We start from the raw sequence: 19589 nt of genomic DNA, 5'->3' as shown, positions 1-19589 counted from the left end.
TGATTTATGAAAGAGGTCTAAAGTTGCAGCAATAAAATCACCGAGTAGTTCTGTATGATCTTGTGTTTCTTCTTTTGTATTTAACTGAATAAAACCTGTTCCTTGACCATGTAAGTGGACGATTGAAGGGTCGTTAATCAAGCGATAGAGGTGGGGGTTAGCTGTTGCAAAATCATAAATTGACGGATGTAAGCCTAAGAAACTACAGGCTCGGGATAATATGCTATCAAAATTAAATGTGAGTACTCGTTGAACATAACCTTCCTGCATTAAACAAGCTAAAGCAATATGAGCCCAATTAATCTTTTGATTTTTTATAATGTAGGGTTCTAATAATTGTCGTCTTTCATGTTTATCCAAAGCAGACATATAAAGACCATAATTATATTTTTCGTTTTCAGAGTTTATATTCTTTATTTGAATAGGGAATTTTTCTTTAATTTCACTTATTAGCTCTATTGCTATTGGAACGCCAGCGGAGCGAGAGCAGCCTGCACCGGTAAAGAAAATATAAGGCTTTTTATTGTCTTTCGCTTGTTTTAAAAGCTGGGCAACTTCTTGAACAGAAAAACTCATGTTATTTAATATTTTAAAGTTGATATTTAGTTGGATTGTACATGTTAGAAATTAAACATGAATCTTTTTATAAGTAAAATGCGAGTATTTGATAAAATAGTAAAAGTTTTTAAATTAGATTTTCATTATGCCTTACCAACTCGTCGAACTTGATATCCAAGCCACTGACAATATTGCTTGCCCTCATTGCCATCAAGACATCATTAATTGGCAAGAAGAACAATATGTCCAACCTTGCGAACATACGCTCTTTATCGCTATGGATATTGGTTTTGAATACATTACCGATGAGTTTGAACAGACCATGCAACATACTGTGGATGATTTACATGCCAATGATGATCAGGTCAATATGTTTGCAGAGTTGACTGCAAGTATTTATCCGGAATTTATAATTTTAAAATCGGATCTGGGTGTGGAAGGTTATTCACGTTATATTGGCCTTACTGCTTAAATCTCAGAATGAAAAAAGCGCCAAATCAATTGGCGCTTTTTTGTGGCTAACTTTAAAAATTAACCTTCAACTTCTTCTTCAACATCATCATCTGCACTGTCCATACCCAGCTCTTTAAGTTTGCGCGTCAATGTATTTCGACCCCAACCTAAAAGCTCAGCAGCATGGCGTTTACGGCCACGAGTTTGCTGAAGGGCTGCATTAATCAGAGTGCGTTCAAACATTGGTGTTGCGATGTCGAGAATCTTCATCTCACCATTTTTTAGCTTTTGAATTGCCCATTGGTTCAGTAATTCATCCCAATGATGCGGAGCAACCTGATTCAGATTTGGAATTGGTGCACCATTGTCCTGCTGGATAGGAATCTGTTTCAGTTCAGGTGGCAAGTCTTCTGGATAAACTTCACGACCTGTGATCATAACCGTTAACCAGCGACAGGTATTTTCCAGCTGACGCACGTTTCCTTGCCAAGGCAGCTTTTGCATATATTCCTGAGTTTCAGGACGCAGAATCTTCGGATTGACACCAAGCTCTTTGCCTGCACGTGCCAGGAAATGCTGTGCCAGCATTGGAATATCTTCAGAACGGTGTGCCAGTTTAGGAATATGAATACGAATTACATTCAGGCGGTGATACAAGTCTTCACGGAAGCGGCCATCGTGTACCAGTTTTTCCAGATCCTGGTGAGTTGCTGCCACGATACGCACATCAACCTTGACTGGAATATGACCACCTACACGGTAAAATTCACCATCAGCTAGGACACGTAACAAACGAGTTTGTGTTTCAAATGGCATGTCTCCAATTTCGTCTAGGAACAATGTACCGCCGTTAGCCTGTTCGAAACGGCCTTGACGTTGAGTATTGGCACCCGTAAACGCACCTTTTTCATGACCGAATAATTCAGTCTCAATCAGGTCTTTTGGAATCGCTGCCATGTTCAGGGCAATAAATGGCTTATTGCTACGTGGTGAATGGCGGTGCAAAGCATGTGCCACCAATTCTTTACCTGTACCTGATTCACCATTAATCAAAACAGTAATATGCGACTGAGATAGACGGCCAATGGCGCGGAATACTTCCTGCATTGCAGGAGATTCACCGATAATTTCAGTCGATTGAATCGTTGGAGCCGCTTTTGCAGATTCCTGTTGCTGTAACTTGGTGATGTGCAGGATGGCACGATTCACCAATGCTAGCGCTTCATCAATATCAAATGGCTTTGGCAGATACTCGAAGGCACCGGTCTGATAACTTGATACTGCAGATTCCAGATCCGAGTGCGCCGTCATAATTATGACAGGCAGATCAGGATTAGTATTCTTGACCTTACCTAAAAAGGTTAAGCCATCAATACCCGGCATTCGGATATCGGTCAGGATCACATCAGGTGCATCTACGCCTAACTGATCAAGTGCTGACTGGGCTTCTTCAAAACTGGTAACGTCGAAACCTTCTTCTTTGAATGTTTTTTCTAGTACCCAACGCATGGCACGATCGTCATCAATCACCCATATTTTATTTCGCGACATGATCTGACTCCCAAGGTAAAAATAAGCTAAATACGGTTTTTCCTGGAACTGACTGGCATTCAATCATTCCGTTATGTTGATGCATAATATTTTGAGCAATACTGAGGCCCAGGCCGGTTCCTTTGGCACGGCTGGTCACAAGCGGGTAGAAAACGGCTTCAATAATATCGTCTGGTACACCCGGACCATTATCTTCAATGTCGATGCGTACTACTGAACGATGAATCACACCATTAATGGTATATAGACGCTGAATACGGGTTCTTAAAATCAGTTCAGGCTGATGCTCGATAAAGAAGTCTTTATTTTCTGTCATCGCCTGAACGGCATTCACGCAGATATTTAGCATGACCTGAATCAGCTGATCGCGATCTGCCAGAACTTCCGGCAGGGACAGGTCATAGTCCCGGGTAATTTTAATTTTCTTTTTAGTCTGATTTACAATCAGTGAACGGACACGTTCTAAAGGCTCATGGACGTTGACCATTTCATAGCTTGGTAACTGACGTGAACCCAGCATACTATCTGCCAGATTTCTCAGGCGATCCACTTCACTAATAATAATATCTGTAAATTCTTTGTATTTCGGATCATCCAGGCTACGTGCGAGAAGCTGTGTTGCACCACGAATACCACCAAGCGGGTTCTTGATTTCATGTGCTACACCACGGATCAACTGGCGCGCCACCTGATGTTGCTGAATATAGTTTTCTTCACGTGAGATTTTCAACATACGGTCACGCTGATTCAGCTCAATCAGCAATAAGGGGTGATGTGGTTTGCCTGCATTCAGTAGCGAAACCGTATAATCCACATGAATGTCTTTAAAATTGACAATAATGGTCGCTTCACGGCGGGTATAAGGTTGTCCAGTATGCAGGGTGTTATACAGCGACTCTTCAGTATTGAACTCATCTGTAGGGGCTTGCAGGATATTTAATACCGGTGTGCCAAATGCGCGTAACAAGCTGATATCGAACATGGCCTCGCAGGCAGTGTTCAGGTAATAAATATTCAGGTTGCTATCAATCAGCATGACAGCAGTGGTCAGGTTGTCCACTAAAAGGCGATAGTCGATGGAAAGGGGCTGATCCATTAGCGATGGTTTTCCTGTATTAAAATAGCGCAATGGCATCTTCATAAAGCAAAATTTAAAGTCTTAAGTTCTCATTTGATGCACATTAAGCAAAATGCACGCCAACTTTTTAAATAATCCCTAAATTATTGCAATGAAATGGAAGTGGGGTCATGAAGATGCATGATTTGTTAATGGTATAGCTGATAAAAATCACCATGTAAATCATAAATGTTCAATTTTGGTGCGTGTATAAATATATTGAATATTTTATGGCTTTATTTTGGTGCTTGATGTAATCAGTCTCCATTTCAACTGTTTTTATGTTTCGAAAAGACATACAATACGCGCATTCTAGTGGAGCGCAGATTCATGAAGTCCCCCAAAGTCGGTTTTGTTTCTTTAGGTTGTCCTAAGGCATTGGTAGATTCTGAACGAATTTTAACTCAGTTGAAGACTGAAGGTTATGATGTCGCATCGGATTATGACGGTGCTGATTTAGTAGTAGTAAACACCTGTGGTTTTATTGAATCTGCAGTACAAGAGTCTCTAGACGCCATCGGTGAAGCGATGAGCGCGAATGGTCGCGTGATTGTGACGGGCTGTCTAGGTAAAGACGAAGACAAGATTCGCCAAATGCATCCGAATGTCCTGAAAGTGACTGGTGCTGCGGCTTATGAAGAAGTAATGGATGCGGTTCATCAATATGTACCTGAACCGCCAAAACATAATCCATTTATTGATCTGGTTCCTGAGCAAGGCATTCGCCTTACTCCAAAACACTATGCGTACTTGAAAATTTCAGAAGGCTGTAACCACCGTTGTACTTTCTGCATTATCCCAAGCATGCGTGGTGATCTGGTATCGCGTCCAGTCGGTTCTGTGCTTGAAGAAGCTGCAGCGCTAAAACGTGCTGGCGTAAAAGAAGTACTCGTCATCTCCCAGGATACTTCTGCTTACGGCGTGGATACCAAGTACAAACTTGACTTCTGGAATGGTCAGCCAGTTAAGACCAAATTCTATGATATGTGTGAAGCGCTGGGGCAGTTAGGCATCTGGGTGCGTCTGCACTATGTCTACCCATATCCACATGTGGATGCGGTGATTGATCTGATGGCACAAGGCAAAATCCTGCCATACCTGGATATTCCATTCCAGCATGCCAGTCCTAAAGTATTAAAGCTGATGAAGCGTCCTGCGCACAGTGAAAATACATTAGAACGTTTGAAAGTATGGCGTGAAAAATGTCCTGAATTGGTGCTGCGTTCGACATTTGTAGTGGGCTTCCCGGGTGAAACCGAAGAAGACTTCCAAATGTTGTTGGACTGGTTGCAGGAAGCTCAGCTGGATCGTGTGGGTTGTTTCACTTATTCAGCAGTTGAAGGTGCAGCAGCGAATGATCTGCCAGATCACGTGCCGGAAGAAATCAAGCAAGAACGTTATGAACGTTTCATGCAGGTCCAGCAAGCGATCTCAGCAGCCAAGCTGCAAAAGCGTATCGGTCAGAAAATGACAGTGCTAGTCGATGATCTGGAAGAGGAATTCCCGGTTGCTGTAGCACGTTCTTATGCCGATGCACCAGAGATTGATGGGAATGTATTTGTTGAAGATATCGACAAGAGCCTGATTAAGACAGGTGCTTTGCTTGAAGTCGAAATTACCGATGCGGACGAATATGACCTGTTTGCAAAACTGATTTCGATTAAATCAGCCTAATACTTAGATAAAATTAAATGAAATAATTTGGAGTTTGATGATGTTGGATTCTAAAAAGCCGCGTTTTGGCCGTATTTTGCTGAAACTTTCAGGTGAAGCGCTTGCCGGCAACAAGGATATGGGTATTGATGCACCAATCCTTGACCAGATGTCTTTAGCGATTGCACACCTGGTTGGATTGGGTGTACAGGTCGGTATTGTTGTCGGTGGTGGTAACTTGTACCGTGGTAGCCAGTTGCAGAAAGATGGTCTGGTTGGTCGTGTAACCGGTGACCAGATGGGTATGCTGGCAACCGTGATGAACGGTCTGGCATTACGTGATGCGCTGGTACGCCGTAACATCAAGACACGTTTACTTTCAGCATTGCCAATTGGCACCGTTGTAGAATCTTACTCAAGCCGTGATGCGATTCGTCACCTGACGCGTGGTGAAGTCTGCGTATTTGTTGCGGGGACAGGTAACCCGTTCTTTACCACTGATACAGCAGCTTGCTTGCGTGGCATTGAAATTGAAGCGGACCTGATTCTGAAAGCAACCAAGGTTGATGGTGTCTATAATAAAGATCCAAGCAAATTTGAAGATGCTGTTAAATACGAAACCTTAACCTTTGACCAAGTGCTTGATGAAAAACTGGGTGTGATGGATTTAACGGCGATCTGCCTATGTCGTGATCATAACGTACCGCTACAAGTTTTCGATATGAACAAGTCTGGTGCTTTATTGTCCGTTGTGATGGGTGAAAAAGAGGGTACTCACGTTACCAATTGATGACGTGAACCTTGAAGCACTTTATACTAGTCAAAATTTAGCTTTTACATTTTTTAGAATTAAGTAAGGAAGATCATATGATTAACGATCTTAAAAAAGACGCAGAAGACCGTATGAACAAGTCACTTGACTCGTTGGAGCATGGTTTTGCCAAAGTTCGTACTGGACGTGCACATCCATCGATTCTGAGCGGTGTTATGGTTCCTTACTATGGCTCTGACGTGCCATTGAACCAGGTTGCAAACGTAGGTGTTGAAGATTCACGTACCTTGCTGGTTCAACCGTTTGAACGTTCAATGGTTGCTGCAATTGATAAAGCCATTCGTGAATCAGATTTAGGGCTTAATCCGATTACTGCTGACGCAATTCGTGTACCAATGGCTGCATTGACTGAAGAAACTCGTCGTGACATGCAGAAAGTTGCGCGTAACGAAGCTGAAAACGCTAAAGTTGCGATTCGTAACATTCGTCGTGATGTTTTGGGCGATATCAAAGCTTTATTGAAAGAAAAAGAAATTTCTGAAGATGAAGAACGTCGTGCTTCTGACGAAATCCAGAAAATTACTGATAAATATGTTGCTGAAGTTGACAAACGTTTGGCTGCAAAAGAAGCTGAATTGATGAAGGTCTAATTCATCAATGACCGTTTCTGAAGAGAGTTCCCGTCTTCCAAAACATGTTGCCATCATCATGGATGGCAACAATCGTTTTGCCAAAAAAAATCAGATGCAAAAAGGTGAAGGACACCGTGAAGGTAAAAGCGTTCTTGACCCGATTGTAGAACACTGTAGAAAAAGAAAAATCCAGGCTTTAACTGTATTTGCGTTTTCGAGTGAAAACTGGAATCGTCCGCAGTATGAAGTGGATCTGCTCATGCGATTGCTCGAAGACACCATCCATGAACAGTTACCGCGCATGGAAAAATTCAATATTGCCTTGCGCTTTATTGGTGATTGCAGCCGTTTATCTCCAGAGTTGCAAGCTTTGATGTTGCATGCTGAGGAAAGGACTGCTAAGTTCGATAGCATGACGCTCACTATTGCCATTAGTTATGGTGGTATGTGGGATATGGCGCAGGCTGCGAAGCGAATTGCTGCGGATGTTTTAACAAATAAATTAGAACTTGATGCAATTAATGCTGATGTTTTTGGTCAATATGTAAGTCTTAGTGATTTACCACCTGTGGATCTGTTAATCCGTACCGGTGGAGATTTCCGCTTGTCAAACTTCCTGCTCTGGCAGGCAGCTTATGCGGAACTGTATTTTACTGAAACCTTATGGCCAGAATTTACCACGGAAGAACTTGACGATGCCTTTGCCGTATTTGGTGGGCGTGAACGTCGGTTTGGTAAGACATCAGAACAGATTCAGCAAGAGAAACTTGAGAATTAATACATGTTAGAGCGGATTATAACCGCATTGGTTTTGGTGGCTGTTGTACTCAGTTGTATGTTTGCCACTACTGCATATTACCCAATGTTTGTGTTGATGGTCGTTGCTGCAGGCGTGGCAGGTTATGAGTGGTTTAAACTCATGCCACGTCAGGGGAAAAAAGTAATTAAGCCGTTTGCTTGGGGTTATGGCTTACTCACAGCAGTTCTTTCAGCACTTGCACTCTATTTTTCAGACATCTCCATGCTGCTTTGGGCGGCATCGATTTTGACCTGGATTCTCAGCATCTATTGGGTTAAATCCTATCCTGAATATGATGGCTGGTACAATGTTACTTTAAATGGCATTGGCGTGATCCTGATCTCGGCGGCGGTCACTGCAATCTATTCAGTCTGGCAGCATTCACCTTGGTGGTTAATGTATCTGTTTTTGCTGGTTTGGGGAGCAGACAGTGGTGCCTATTTTATTGGACGCAAGTTCGGCAATAAAAAGCTCGCACCGAAAGTTAGTCCAAACAAATCGGTTGAAGGGTTGTATGGCGGAATCGTCACATCCATGTTGATTGTCATTACAGTCACATTACTTTATCTTGATATCAGTATCCCCGAACTGCTTTTATTCCTGATTTTATCAGTATTAACAGTCTTTAGTTCTGTGCTTGGCGACCTGTTTGAATCGATGATCAAACGTCGTGCTGGTATTAAAGATTCGGGACGTATTCTGCCAGGACATGGTGGTGTATTGGACCGTATTGATTCTCTCCTTGCTGCAGCACCGATTTTTGCTGCAGGCATGTATGTCTTAAAACTAATTGGCGTAGATTTATAAATGTCACAAGCTGTTTGTATACTGGGTGCTACAGGTTCTATTGGGCAAAGTACTTTAAAAATCCTGCAGCGACATCCTGAAGCTTACAGCGTATATGCTGTGACTGCACAAAGCCGTATTGCTGAACTGGTCGAGATCTGTAAGCAGTTTCGACCAAAAATCGCTGTGGTGCCAGCCTTTAAAGTAGATGAACTGGCACAATTGCTGAAACAGCAACAGTTATCCGAAATAGAAATTTTACCAGATGAAGCAGGCTTGATTGCAGTTGCTGAACATCCAGAAGTAGATATAGTCATGGCGGCGATTGTTGGTGCAGCTGGCCTTTTGCCGACATTGGCTGCGGTCAAAGCGGGAAAACGCGTCCTGTTGGCTAATAAAGAAGCTTTGGTGATGTCTGGTGATATTATGATGCAGGCTGCTCGTGATCATGGGGCTTTATTGCTACCTGTGGACTCAGAGCACAATGCAATTTTCCAGTGTTTGCCGGCGAATTACTTCGATGCTGAGCGTAACGGTCAGCCAAAACTGGGTGTACAGCAGATTCTGTTAACTGCCTCTGGTGGTCCATTTTTAAATCATACTTTCGATCAGCTGCAGACGGTCACACCAGCACAAGCCTGCAAACATCCAAACTGGTCAATGGGTCAAAAAATTTCAGTAGATTCAGCAACCTTGATGAATAAAGGTTTGGAACTGATTGAAGCCTGTCATTTATTTGCAGTAAAAGAACAATTTGTTACAGTTGTCGTGCATCCACAGAGTATTATTCACTCCATGGTTCAATATGTAGATGGTTCAACTTTGGCGCAAATGGGTAATCCAGATATGTGTACCCCGATTGCACATGCCTTGGCATGGCCAGAGCGGATCAGTACGCATGTCGCTCCATTAGATTTATTTGTACATTCACAACTGAATTTCCAGCAACCGGATACCCAGCGTTTTCCTGCATTAAAACTGGCACGCCAGGCAATGCAGCAAGGCGGGATTGCGCCTGCTATTCTGAATGCAGCCAATGAAATTGCCGTGGCAGCATTTTTGCATGAAAAAATTACTTTCACTCAAATACCTCAGATAGTTGAACATACGCTGAATTCGATGGACAATCAGACAGCAGATCAGCTGGAAGTGATTCTTCAGGCTGATCGGCAGGCGCGTGATATCGCCCGTCAATTCGTTGTGAATAAAGGAAGTTAAGCCATGAACGCCTTGTTTATTATCGCAGCTGCAATTCTGTTATTAGGTCCCCTGATTGCGATCCATGAATTTGGACATTACTTTGTAGCTCGAAAACTTGGCGTAAAGGTTTTAGTTTATTCGATTGGATTTGGTCCAACGCTAATCAAATGGACTTCAAAAAAATCTGGTATCCAGTATCAGCTTTCTGCTTTGCCATTTGGCGGCTATGTCAAAATGCTGGATGAACGTGAAGGTAATGTACCTGAAGAGGATCTGCCGAAAGCCTTTAACCGTCAACATCCATGGAAGCGTATCGCGATTGTTGCGGCTGGTCCTTTAATTAATCTTTTCTTTGCAGTGATTCTATTCTGGATTTTATTTTTACCTGCACAAGAGCAGTTAAATACCCGTGTAGGTCAAGTTCTGCCTAATACACCTGCCGCTGCTGTACAAATGCAGCAAGGCGACAAAATTACCGCAGTGGATGGCACCGAAGTCGCAACCTGGGAAAAGCTGAATTATGCCTTGGTTGATCGTGTTGGTGAAACCGGGCTGATTACGATTCAGGCTGAACGTGATGGACAGATAAAAAGTTTCCAATTGCCGATTCAGAGTTTTCTGAAGGATCAGTCACAGTCTCCACTGGATACTTTAGGTTTTATACCGTATCGTCCAGAAATTCCCGCAGTGGTATCTAAGCTCAGTGACGATGGCGCTGCAATCCGCCAAGGCATTAAGGAAGGTGACAAGATCATTGCCATTGATGGTGTGGCGATGAAAAACTGGTTTGATGTGGTACAGGTTGTCCAGGCATCTCCAGAAAAATTATTAAAAATAGATGTATTACGTAATAACCAGGTGGTGCATTTACAGGTGATGCCACAGGCGAAACGTGACAATATGGGTAAAGTGACTGGTATGCTGGGTGTACAAAGTGACCCAGGCAAAATCACCATCCCGGCAGAATATAAACAGACAATTCAATATAGTCCGACTGAAGCACTGGTCATGGCTTTTGACAAAACGACACAACTGTCTTCGATGATTCTTAACTCGATTGTGAAGATGGTTCGTGGTCTGATTGGTCTGGATAATTTATCTGGTCCAATCACGATTGCCAAAGTGGCAGGTCAAAGTGCGGAAATGGGATGGCAAACTTTTATTTCCTTTATGGCGCTAATGAGTGTAAGTTTAGGGATATTAAATTTACTGCCAATTCCAATGCTTGATGGCGGACATCTGGTTTACTATTTTATTGAATTATTACGTGGTAAACCTGTTTCTGAACAAATACAATTGGTTGGCTTAAAAATTGGTATGGTATTGCTGGGTAGTATGATGCTACTTGCACTATTTAATGATTTTATGCGTTTATAACAACGTAGATGGAATAAATTAACAAGCGGAAAAGACTGGCATGCAGCACACACATTTATTTATGCCTTTGGCACTCGTTAGTGCTATGGCAGTTGCACAACAAGTATATGCAGCAGATGAATTCGTAGTACAAGATATAAAATTTGACGGACTGGTTCGTCTCACTCCCGAAAATGTGTATGGCCTGGTGCCAATCAATAGTGGTGATCGTGTCAATGATCCGATTATTGCCAATGCGATCCGGAGTCTGTATGCCTCAGGCTTGTTTGATGATATCAAGGCAACTCAAGCTGGAAATACGCTAGTATTCCAGGTGGTTGAACGCCCGATTATTTCCAAGATCGAACTAAAAGGCAACAAGCTGATTCCGAAGGAAGCTTTGGAAGAAGGTTTGAAAAAAATGGGTCTTGCTGAAGGTGAGGTTCTAAAAAAATCTGCTCTGCAAACTGTAGAAACCGAGCTTGAACAGCAGTATATGCAGCAAGGTCGTTATGATGCAGACATTACAGTAAAGACCACGCCGAAGCCAAATAACCGTGTCGATCTGCTGATTGAATTTGTGGAAGGTAAGGCTGCAAAAGTTTTTGACATTAATATTATTGGGAATACGGTCTTTAAAGAAGATGAGATCAAGCAGGCTTTTGCAATCAAGGAAAGCTCTTGGAATTCGATTATTTCCCGTAATGACCGTTATGCACGTGAGAAAATGGCAGCAAGCCTTGAAGCTTTGCGTGCTATGTACTTAAACCGTGGTTATATCAACTTCAATATCAATAACTCAAGTCTGAACCTGAGTGAAGATAAGAAAAATGTCTTTATTGAAGTATCGGTAGATGAAGGTGAGCAATTCAAATTTGGTGAGACCAAATTCCTGGGTGATGCGCTTTATTCACCAGATGAACTCAAAGTTTTACAACTATACAAAGACGGTGAAATTTATTCACAGGAAAAAGTGAATGCGGTTAAACAGTTATTACTGCGTAAATATGGTAATGCTGGCTATTATTTCGCTGAAGTAAATGTTGTTCCAGAAATTAATAAAGATACTAAACTGGTTGACTTAAATTATTACATCAACCCAGGTCAGCAGGTGACTGTACGTCGCATTAATTTTACTGGTAATAACAAAACTGCGGATGAAGTATTACGTCGTGAAATGCGTCAGATGGAAAGCGCACTGGCGAGTAATGAAAAAATTGATCTGTCTAAGGTCCGTCTGGAACGTACTGGTTTCTTTAAATCGGTTGATATTAAACCGGCGCGTATTCCTGGTTCGCCGGATCAGATCGATTTAAATGTTGCAGTTGAAGAGCAGCATTCCGGGACAAGTACCTTGGCAGTTGGTTTCTCGCAAAGTGGTGGTGTAACCTTCCAGGCAGGTTTAAGTCAAACTAACTTCCTGGGTACAGGGAATAGTGTATCGGTTGATCTATCTCGTTCTGAAACTCAAGATTACTATAACCTGAGTGTAACCGATCCATACTTTACTATTGATGGGGTACGTCGTGGTTATAACCTGTACTACCGTAAAACCAAGCTGGATGATGACTATAACGTCAACAACTATGTAACAGATAGTTTTGGTGGTGGGATTAACTTTGGTTATCCAATCGATGAGAACCAGAGTATTAGTTTTGGTCTGAATATTGATCAGACCGATGTTACGACTGGTCCATACGTTTCTACCTATGTACGTGACTATTTGCTAGCAAATGATGGCAAAACTAAACGCACTCAAACTTACTGTCTTGATGAAACAATTGATCCTCAGGTTGGGTGTTTGAATGTAAGTGATCCGTATGGTTCAGAATTTACGGGTGATTTTTTAACCTATAATTTAAATCTTGGTTGGTCATATAATACCTTAAACCGCCCAATCTTCCCTACAACTGGTTTCTCACATCGTGTCAATGGTGAAATTGCCTTGCCAGGCAGTGATGTGGAATATCAAAAACTGACCTATGATGCACAAGCTTATTTCCCATTAGGCAAGAATTTTGTAGTTCGTGGCTATGGTAAGCTTGGTTATGGTAATGATTTGCCATTCTATAAAAACTTCTATGCGGGTGGTTTTGGTTCAGTCCGTGGTTATGAGAACAGTACTCTAGGTCCTAAATACCCAGGCGTTACATATAATGAATCACGTACACGTGACACTGATCCGGAAGAAGTAGGGGGTAATGCGCTTGTTCAGTTTGGTGCTGAACTTGCACTTCCAGTACCATTTAAGGGAGATTGGGCACGTCAGGTTCGTCCAGTACTATTCGCTGAAGGTGCACAGGTCTTTGATACTCAATGTGATGTGCCATCAGGTAATCTATACTTGAATGGTAGAAATGATCCAGGTGTTAGCGCGAAACAATACTGTAAAGATAACTTCGGTTTTGAACTGGATAACATGCGTTATAGCGTAGGTGCCGGCTTTACCTGGATTACTATGATCGGCCCATTATCATTAAGTTATGCATATCCGTTGAATGATAAAAAAGGTGACGATACTAAGAGTGTTCAATTCGAAATTGGTCGTACCTTCTAATTTAATTAACCAAAGTTAATATTATTTGGCCTTATGAATAGTAAGAAATTACTATTTGTAAGGCCATTTTTATAGATAGAGAAATACAGATGAAAAAAATGATGATGGCGATGGGTATCGCTGTGGCAACTTTAACTTCAACGGCACAGGCAGCTGGTGTGGGAGTAATTGATCTGGAACGTTTGGTGGAAAATAGCACATATCTAAAACAGCAAAATACGTCATTCCAGCAGACTATCAAACCACAAACCGCCAAAATTGAGCAGCTAAATAAAGAATTGGAAGCCATTCAGCAACGTGCCCAGGCAAACCCTAAAATGAGTGCAGCAGATAAGAAAAAGCTCGAAGAACAATATCAGGCAAAATTTAAAGAGTTAGGTCAGTTACAGCAAGTTATACAGACTAGCGCGCAAAGCTCTATTCAGCAGGTTCGTACTGTATTTGATGCACGTGTGAAGCAAGTCGCTGAACAATTACGCCAAGAAAACAAGCTGGATGTGGTTTTGAATAAAAATAGCGCGCTTGCCTATGACCCTAAATATGATTTAACTGATAAAATGATTCAAAAGGTTAATGCAATTAAATAATCAATGAATCATCAACAGCTTCAATTAGCTGACCTCGCTCGTCTGGTGCAAGGTGAGTGTATAGGTCAGTCCGATTTGCAGTTAAGAGGCTTGGCAAGTCTTGAGCATGCAACAGTACAGGATCTGGCGTTTGTTACTGCTGATAAATATCTGGAACAGGCAGCTCAAAGCCAGGCAGGTGCTCTGATTGTGACAGCTGAGCTTAAAACACAGCTAAGTTCACATCAGAACTTTATTGTCGTGGCAAATCCTTATCTTGCTTTTGCAATGCTGACTCATGTATTTGAGCAAAAGCAGACTCAACGTGGTATAGAAAGTACGGCACAGGTTCATCCTTCGGCTGTAATTGCAGATGACGCCTATATTGGTCACTATGTGGTGATCGGTGAAAATTGTGTAGTCGGGTCAAATACGGTCATTCAGTCCCATGTGCAGATTGATAACCAGGTGGAAATTGGTAAAGATTGTTTTATTGATGCTCACGTCACCTTGACCGGTACGACAAAAATTGGTGACCGGGTACGTATCTATGCCAATAGCGTCATTGGCAGTGAAGGTTTTGGTTTTGCGCCTTATCAAGGTAAATGGCACCGTATTGCACAATTAGGGTCGGTACGTATTGGTCATGATGTCCGTATTGGTTCTAATTGCAGTATTGATCGTGGTGCTCTGGATCACACAATTCTGGAAAATGGCGTCATTATTGATAACCTTGTGCAAGTCGCCCATAACGTTAAAATTGGTGCCAACACTGCCATTGCAGCAAAAACAGCGATTGCAGGCAGTACCAGTATTGGCAAAAACTGTATCATTGGTGGGGCTACAGCGATTTCAGGACACCTGAATATTGCGGATAATGTGACTTTGACCGGAATGTCAATGGTGACAAATAATATTTCTGAAGCTGGAAAATATTCTTCAGGTATCGGATTGTTTGAAAATCAGAAGTGGAAGCGCACAGTGGTTCGCATTAGACAATTAGCAGATGTGCCATTGACCCAGGTAATGAAACGCCTTGATCATATGCAGTCTCAAATTGAGTCCATTGAATCAACATTTAAGTTGCGTAAATAATTATGATGACAGAATCGAATTTGCCTACATTCACGAAGCCTGAATTGCCAATGACCATTCAAAAGATTCGTGAGTATTTGCCTCATCGCTATCCATTCCTGCTTGTGGATCGCGTGGTAGATATTACTGATAATGGCATCGTGGGTTATAAAAACGTTTCAATTAATGAAGAGTTTTTACAGGGCCATTTTCCTAATTACCCAATCATGCCAGGTGTGCTAATTGTAGAAGCATTGGCACAGGTAGCAGGTATTCTTGGTTTCGTCATGAACAATGAGACTCCAACAGAGGGCTCTTTGTTCCTTTTTGCTGGTGCTGAGAAGGTTAGATTTAAAAAACAAGTGGTTGCAGGCGACCAATTGGTATTAAAAGCTGAATTAGTGATGCAAAAACGTGGCATTTACAAATATAATTGTATAGCCACAGTAGATGGCGTAGTCGCAACAACCGCGGAAATTATGGTTTCGCATCAGAAAGTCGAGCAGGCATGAGCAATAACTCCCTTATTCATCCAACTGCCATTATTGACTCATCTGCAGTAATTGCTTCAGATGTTCAAATTGGTCCTTACTGTATTATTGGGCCAAATGTCACTATTGGTGCAGGTACCAAACTTCATTCACACGTCGTTGTGGGTGGGTACACACGCATTGGCGAACACAATGAGATTTTCCAGTTTGCGAGTGTGGGAGAAGTTTGTCAGGACCTGAAATATGCAGGTGAAGAAACCTGGCTTGAGATTGGTGATCATAACAAGATTCGCGAACATTGCAGTCTGCACCGTGGTACTGTTCAGGACAATAGCATTACCAAAATCGGCAGTCATAACCTGCTGATGGTAAATACGCATATTGCACATGACTGTATGGTGGGCGATCACAATATCTTTGCAAATAATGTGGGTGTAGCTGGTCACGTCCATGTGGGTGATTATGTGGTGATTGGGGGGAACTCAGGTATCCATCAGTTCTGTAAGATTGATTCTTATAGCATGATCGGTGGTGCATCACTGATTCTTAAAGATGTGCCCGCTTATGTAATGGTTTCCGGTAATCCTGCGCATGCATTTGCAATGAATGTAGAAGGGATGCGTCGTAAGGGTTGGTCGAAAAATGTAATCAATGGCCTACGTGAGGCATTTAAACTGATCTATAAATCAGGTTTAACCACACAAGAAGCAATTGAAAAAATTCGTGCAGAGATTCTGCCAGAAGTGGCTGAAGCACAGCGCTTGCTTGATTCTTTGGAGCAGTCTAAACGTGGTATTGTGCGTTAACAGACTATTCATAAAAAAGACACCTTTTCAGGTGTCTTTTTTATTTCTGAATCTTTTTATTTAAAGAATTTAGCTTCTTCAGACTGCGGATAATTTTTCAACAAGCGAGATTTATATTGTGCAGCCAAGGTCTTGTTTTTCTCTACTTCACTGCTGACATTATATAATTGATACAAAGCACGGGCAGCTTTTGCCGAATTTGGATAGCGGTCTGCCACAATGGCATAATTTCGCTTCGCTTCAGTAAAATTCGACGGATCAATCGACAAATTAAATTCTGCTAACCAGAAGTAGGCATTGCTGATATACACGCTGTTTGGATTATTCTTAATGAAATTCTGCATCGGTGCAATCGCTTTTGCGGCACCGCCATTCTTGTAGGCATCCAGGGCTACCGTATATGCGGCTTTTTCTAACTCGGAGGGTTGGGCAGAAGAGCTTGAAGCTGTTGATGCTTGAGCTTGGCTTAACTTGCTGTTACCTGCTCCTGAACTGGGTGCAGTATCCTGTTGATTATCCTCCTCAGTGCCTTGTTCAGGATCAATCTTTTGCTGTAATAACTCAAGACGTTGATCGAGATCGGCATAGCGGTTAGCCAGTTCACTTTTTAGTGACTGGATCTCATTGTCCTGTTCTTCAATCTTGCCGCGCAAGCCACGAATATCACTTTCCAGTTGCTGATTTTTTTGCAGCAATTGCCAGCTCATATTGGTCTGTACCGGGGTATCTACTCCTGAGGAAATCGCAGGCAGGGTGCTGGTAGGTGCTGTACTGTTACCACCCTGGCTTAAGCCTCGAGATTCAATTGGAACTGCAGCAAAAAGTGAAGTGGTACAGAGCATGCTGAACGCGCATAAGACATGTTTTTTAAACATCATCTATTTTATCCATGTTGTTTTGAATGGACCAACGTTCAAGGTGGTCAATCAAATAAATTATTCAATGTATATGCCACACATTTAAAACGGCATTGCCGGGAATTGCAACATGCTTTTACAAAGTTGAAGGGGTTTTCCGGGCAGGAATTTGTATCTTGGATTTACAGAAAATCCTGAATTAATCCTATATTGTTTTTAAAATAATCAAACGGATAGCTTGTACCAGATTTTTTGGTACTCTCGCTTGCAAGTTCATTAAAAATCTCTATACTCTGTTCTTGCAATGGTAGCCCTGCCGGTTACTTCGCAATTGCACTCTGCGAACCCCGCCAGGACCGGAAGGTAGCAACGGTAGTAGAACTGCGATGTGCCGAAGCTTTGCTGGTAGGGTTGCCACCATATTTTTCATTTAATAAAAACAATACCAATTTGAATTTTCTATTCTCATATCTAATCTTTTATTTATAAGCTCAAGCTGTATATCTTATTATTTGAATACTCAGTTCATGGTTGTTTTATTTTCGATTTAAGCTTGTTTCCTAAACTATATGAAATTCAATATTCAAGACTTTTAGTTATTCAGGCCTTTAGAATAAGTAATCAATCTTCTGCTTTACGGTTAATCGCTTTCATAATGGCATCCATTTCAAAACCCCGGTACATGAGAAAACGAATCTGCTTGGCTTTGACTTTGGGATCTTTTGTAACTTCAGGGCCGTATTTCTTGAGCTTCAGTTCATAAGCTTGCTGAACCCAGTCGGTTTCTTTCAGTTCATCTATAATTAAAGCTGTATCAATCTTTTTGCTTTTCAGCTTCATTTTAATCTGATTCGGGCCTTTACCTTTGCGCTTTTGGCTGGAAAGCAAAGTTTCTGCAACACGCTGGTCACTTTGGTAATTCTCACGGGAAAGCTCATCAACAAGCTCTAGTACTTCATCACGATTTTCTGCATATAAACACAGTTTCTCGATCAGTTCCGCTTTGGCATATTCCTTACGGGTCAGTACTGCAAAGGCGTAGGAGCGCAAACGGGAGCCGGTTAAGCCCGGTTTCGTTTTATCTTCCTGCTTGTTATCAAATAAGCTTTCTTCAGGATCAAACTCGGGCAGGGCATCAGTTTGGGATAGAGTTGCTGGCTGGGACGAATCATGAGCATCGCCAAACTGTTGTTTGATGGTTTCATAATCCAGGAGCTTAGTGAACTTTGCATCAGACATAGTGAATCCAATTCATTATATTACCTGTCCATAATAACAAAAACGCCCCGTAGGGCGCTCTGTAAGACGTTTAAGGATTATGCATCCAGAAAGTCTGCTGGTTCTTCTTCGTCTTTATCTTCAACTACATTGCCTGTCGTCAAAAGCTGCTCACGAATCAGTTTTTCAATGGTATCTGCAAGTGCTTTGTTCTCTTCCAGATAACGAATGGTGTTGTTCTTGCCTTGGCCAATCTTGTCACCTTGATAAGAGTACCAAGCACCGGCTTTCTGTACGATTTCCTGCTGTACTGCAAGGTCAATCAGTTCGCCGAGATGGTTTACACCTTTACCATACAGAATTTGGAATAGAGCTTCCTTAAATGGAGGCGCCATTTTGTTCTTCACAACTTTAACTTTAGTTTCAGAACCAACGATTTCGTCACCTTCTTTTACCTGACCAATACGTCGGATATCCAGACGTACAGAAGCATAGAATTTCAGTGCATTACCACCAGTAGTAGTTTCCGGACTACCAAACATCACACCAATTTTCATACGGATCTGGTTAATGAAGATCACCATACAGTTTGAACGCTTGGCATTACCAGTGATTTTACGCAGTGCCTGGCTCATCAAACGTGCTTGCAGACCCATGTGTGAGTCACCCATTTCGCCTTCAATTTCAGCACGAGGGGTCAGGGCAGCTACGGAGTCGACAACGATCAGGTCAATCGCGCCTGAACGTACAAGCATGTCGGCAATTTCAAGTGCCTGTTCACCATGATCGGGTTGAGATACCAGCAGGTTGTCGATATCTACACCCAATTTACGTGCATATTGAGGATCAAGCGCGTGTTCCGCATCGATGAATGCACAAGTACCACCAGCTTTTTGACATTCTGCAATCGCTTGTAATGTCATTGTGGTTTTACCTGAAGATTCAGGACCATAGATCTCGACAATACGGCCTTTTGGTAAACCACCAATACCGAGCGCGATATCAAGCGTTAAAGAACCTGTAGATACAGCTTCAACTGCTTGAACGGTATTGTCACCAAGACGCATTACTGTGTTTTTGCCAAACTGTTTTTCAATCTGGCTTAAGGCAGCATTCAGCGCCTTGTTTTTATTCTCATCCATC

19 protein-coding genes and 1 other RNA gene are annotated in these 19589 nt (G+C 42.1%); 14 read left to right on the top strand and 6 right to left on the bottom strand.

The genetic code is table 11. From position 1 onward, the window contains the following. On the bottom strand, positions 1–576 hold a 576-nt coding region (locus BK820_RS15580; RefSeq protein ID WP_502685970.1), incomplete at its 3' end, for an SIR2 family protein. Between the two features lie 127 nt (positions 577–703). On the opposite strand from BK820_RS15580, the gene BK820_RS07600 reads away from it, so the two are divergent. Then, the gene (locus tag BK820_RS07600) at positions 704–1030 is read left to right on the top strand and encodes a hypothetical protein (protein WP_071320557.1); all 327 of its coding nucleotides are present in this window, start codon (positions 704–706) and stop codon (positions 1028–1030) included. A 59-nt stretch (positions 1031–1089) separates the two neighbouring features. On the opposite strand, the gene glnG is transcribed toward BK820_RS07600, so the two are convergent. Together glnG and glnL are read right to left on the bottom strand one after the other, a co-directional pair. Next, a complete protein-coding gene (gene glnG, locus BK820_RS07595) occupies positions 1090–2562 on the bottom strand; it encodes a nitrogen regulation protein NR(I) (protein WP_071320556.1) in 1473 nt (490 codons plus the stop codon). Then, positions 2549–3658 carry a nitrogen regulation protein NR(II) gene (gene glnL / locus BK820_RS07590; protein WP_071320555.1) on the bottom strand — a complete coding sequence of 370 codons (1110 nt, stop codon included), beginning with the start codon at positions 3656–3658 and terminating at the stop codon, positions 2549–2551. Before glnL ends, glnG begins: the two co-directional genes overlap by 14 nt. Before the next feature lie 351 nt (positions 3659–4009). On the opposite strand from glnL, the gene rimO reads away from it, so the two are divergent. From rimO to lpxA, 12 genes are all read left to right on the top strand, one after another. Further along, complete coding sequence (gene rimO, locus BK820_RS07585) at positions 4010–5353, top strand: 30S ribosomal protein S12 methylthiotransferase RimO (protein WP_004894397.1); 1344 nt, start codon at positions 4010–4012, stop codon at positions 5351–5353. A gap of 40 nt (positions 5354–5393) precedes the next feature. Continuing rightward, a complete protein-coding gene (gene pyrH / locus BK820_RS07580) occupies positions 5394–6122 on the top strand; it encodes a UMP kinase (RefSeq protein WP_004812647.1) in 729 nt (242 codons plus the stop codon). Between the two features lie 77 nt (positions 6123–6199). Beyond that, a complete protein-coding gene (gene frr, locus BK820_RS07575) occupies positions 6200–6754 on the top strand; it encodes a ribosome recycling factor (RefSeq protein ID WP_071320554.1) in 555 nt (184 codons plus the stop codon). Between the two features lie 7 nt (positions 6755–6761). Then, positions 6762–7514: a polyprenyl diphosphate synthase gene (gene uppS, locus BK820_RS07570; RefSeq protein WP_071320553.1), complete on the top strand. Its 753-nt coding sequence runs from the start codon at positions 6762–6764 to the stop codon at positions 7512–7514. Between the two features lie 3 nt (positions 7515–7517). Further along, positions 7518–8342 (top strand): phosphatidate cytidylyltransferase, encoded by an 825-nt coding sequence (locus BK820_RS07565; protein WP_004894403.1) that lies wholly within the window; start codon positions 7518–7520, stop codon positions 8340–8342. Then, on the top strand, positions 8343–9539 hold the full coding sequence (gene ispC, locus BK820_RS07560) for a 1-deoxy-D-xylulose-5-phosphate reductoisomerase (protein ID WP_071320552.1): 1197 nt from the start codon (positions 8343–8345) through the stop codon (positions 9537–9539). A 3-nt stretch (positions 9540–9542) separates the two neighbouring features. Then, a complete protein-coding gene (gene rseP, locus BK820_RS07555) occupies positions 9543–10898 on the top strand; it encodes an RIP metalloprotease RseP (protein WP_071320551.1) in 1356 nt (451 codons plus the stop codon). A 40-nt stretch (positions 10899–10938) separates the two neighbouring features. Continuing rightward, the gene (gene bamA, locus BK820_RS07550; protein ID WP_071320550.1) at positions 10939–13434 is read left to right on the top strand and encodes an outer membrane protein assembly factor BamA; all 2496 of its coding nucleotides are present in this window, start codon (positions 10939–10941) and stop codon (positions 13432–13434) included. An 89-nt stretch (positions 13435–13523) separates the two neighbouring features. Continuing rightward, positions 13524–14021, top strand: coding sequence for an OmpH/Skp family outer membrane protein (locus tag BK820_RS07545; protein WP_071320549.1), 498 nt, complete (start codon positions 13524–13526; stop codon positions 14019–14021). A gap of 3 nt (positions 14022–14024) precedes the next feature. Next, the gene (gene lpxD, locus BK820_RS07540; protein WP_071320548.1) at positions 14025–15095 is read left to right on the top strand and encodes a UDP-3-O-(3-hydroxymyristoyl)glucosamine N-acyltransferase; all 1071 of its coding nucleotides are present in this window, start codon (positions 14025–14027) and stop codon (positions 15093–15095) included. A 5-nt stretch (positions 15096–15100) separates the two neighbouring features. Further along, a complete protein-coding gene (fabZ, locus tag BK820_RS07535) occupies positions 15101–15586 on the top strand; it encodes a 3-hydroxyacyl-ACP dehydratase FabZ (protein WP_026056779.1) in 486 nt (161 codons plus the stop codon). Further along, positions 15583–16371 (top strand): acyl-ACP--UDP-N-acetylglucosamine O-acyltransferase, encoded by a 789-nt coding sequence (gene lpxA / locus BK820_RS07530; RefSeq protein WP_004894416.1) that lies wholly within the window; start codon positions 15583–15585, stop codon positions 16369–16371. Before fabZ ends, lpxA begins: the two co-directional genes overlap by 4 nt. A 56-nt stretch (positions 16372–16427) precedes the next feature. On the opposite strand, the gene BK820_RS07525 is transcribed toward lpxA, so the two are convergent. Then, positions 16428–17249, bottom strand: coding sequence for a YbgF trimerization domain-containing protein (locus BK820_RS07525; RefSeq protein ID WP_071320547.1), 822 nt, complete (start codon positions 17247–17249; stop codon positions 16428–16430). A gap of 293 nt (positions 17250–17542) precedes the next feature. Between BK820_RS07525 and ffs the strand changes: the two genes are divergently transcribed. Further along, an RNA gene (gene ffs / locus BK820_RS07520) (signal recognition particle sRNA small type) lies at positions 17543–17639 on the top strand. Between the two features lie 210 nt (positions 17640–17849). On the opposite strand, the gene BK820_RS07515 is transcribed toward ffs, so the two are convergent. Continuing rightward, positions 17850–18467 (bottom strand): regulatory protein RecX, encoded by a 618-nt coding sequence (locus tag BK820_RS07515; RefSeq protein ID WP_071320546.1) that lies wholly within the window; start codon positions 18465–18467, stop codon positions 17850–17852. Between the two features lie 77 nt (positions 18468–18544). Then, the gene (gene recA, locus BK820_RS07510) at positions 18545–19588 is read right to left on the bottom strand and encodes a recombinase RecA (protein ID WP_005221756.1); all 1044 of its coding nucleotides are present in this window, start codon (positions 19586–19588) and stop codon (positions 18545–18547) included. Between the last annotated feature and the right edge of the window lies 1 nt (position 19589).

Source organism: Acinetobacter sp. LCT-H3 (assembly GCF_001866125.1).
GTDB classification, from domain to species: Bacteria; Pseudomonadota; Gammaproteobacteria; order Pseudomonadales; family Moraxellaceae; genus Acinetobacter; species Acinetobacter schindleri.
The sequence above is the reverse complement of the archived record's forward strand: the minus strand, read 5'-3'. Positions and strand labels throughout refer to the sequence as shown.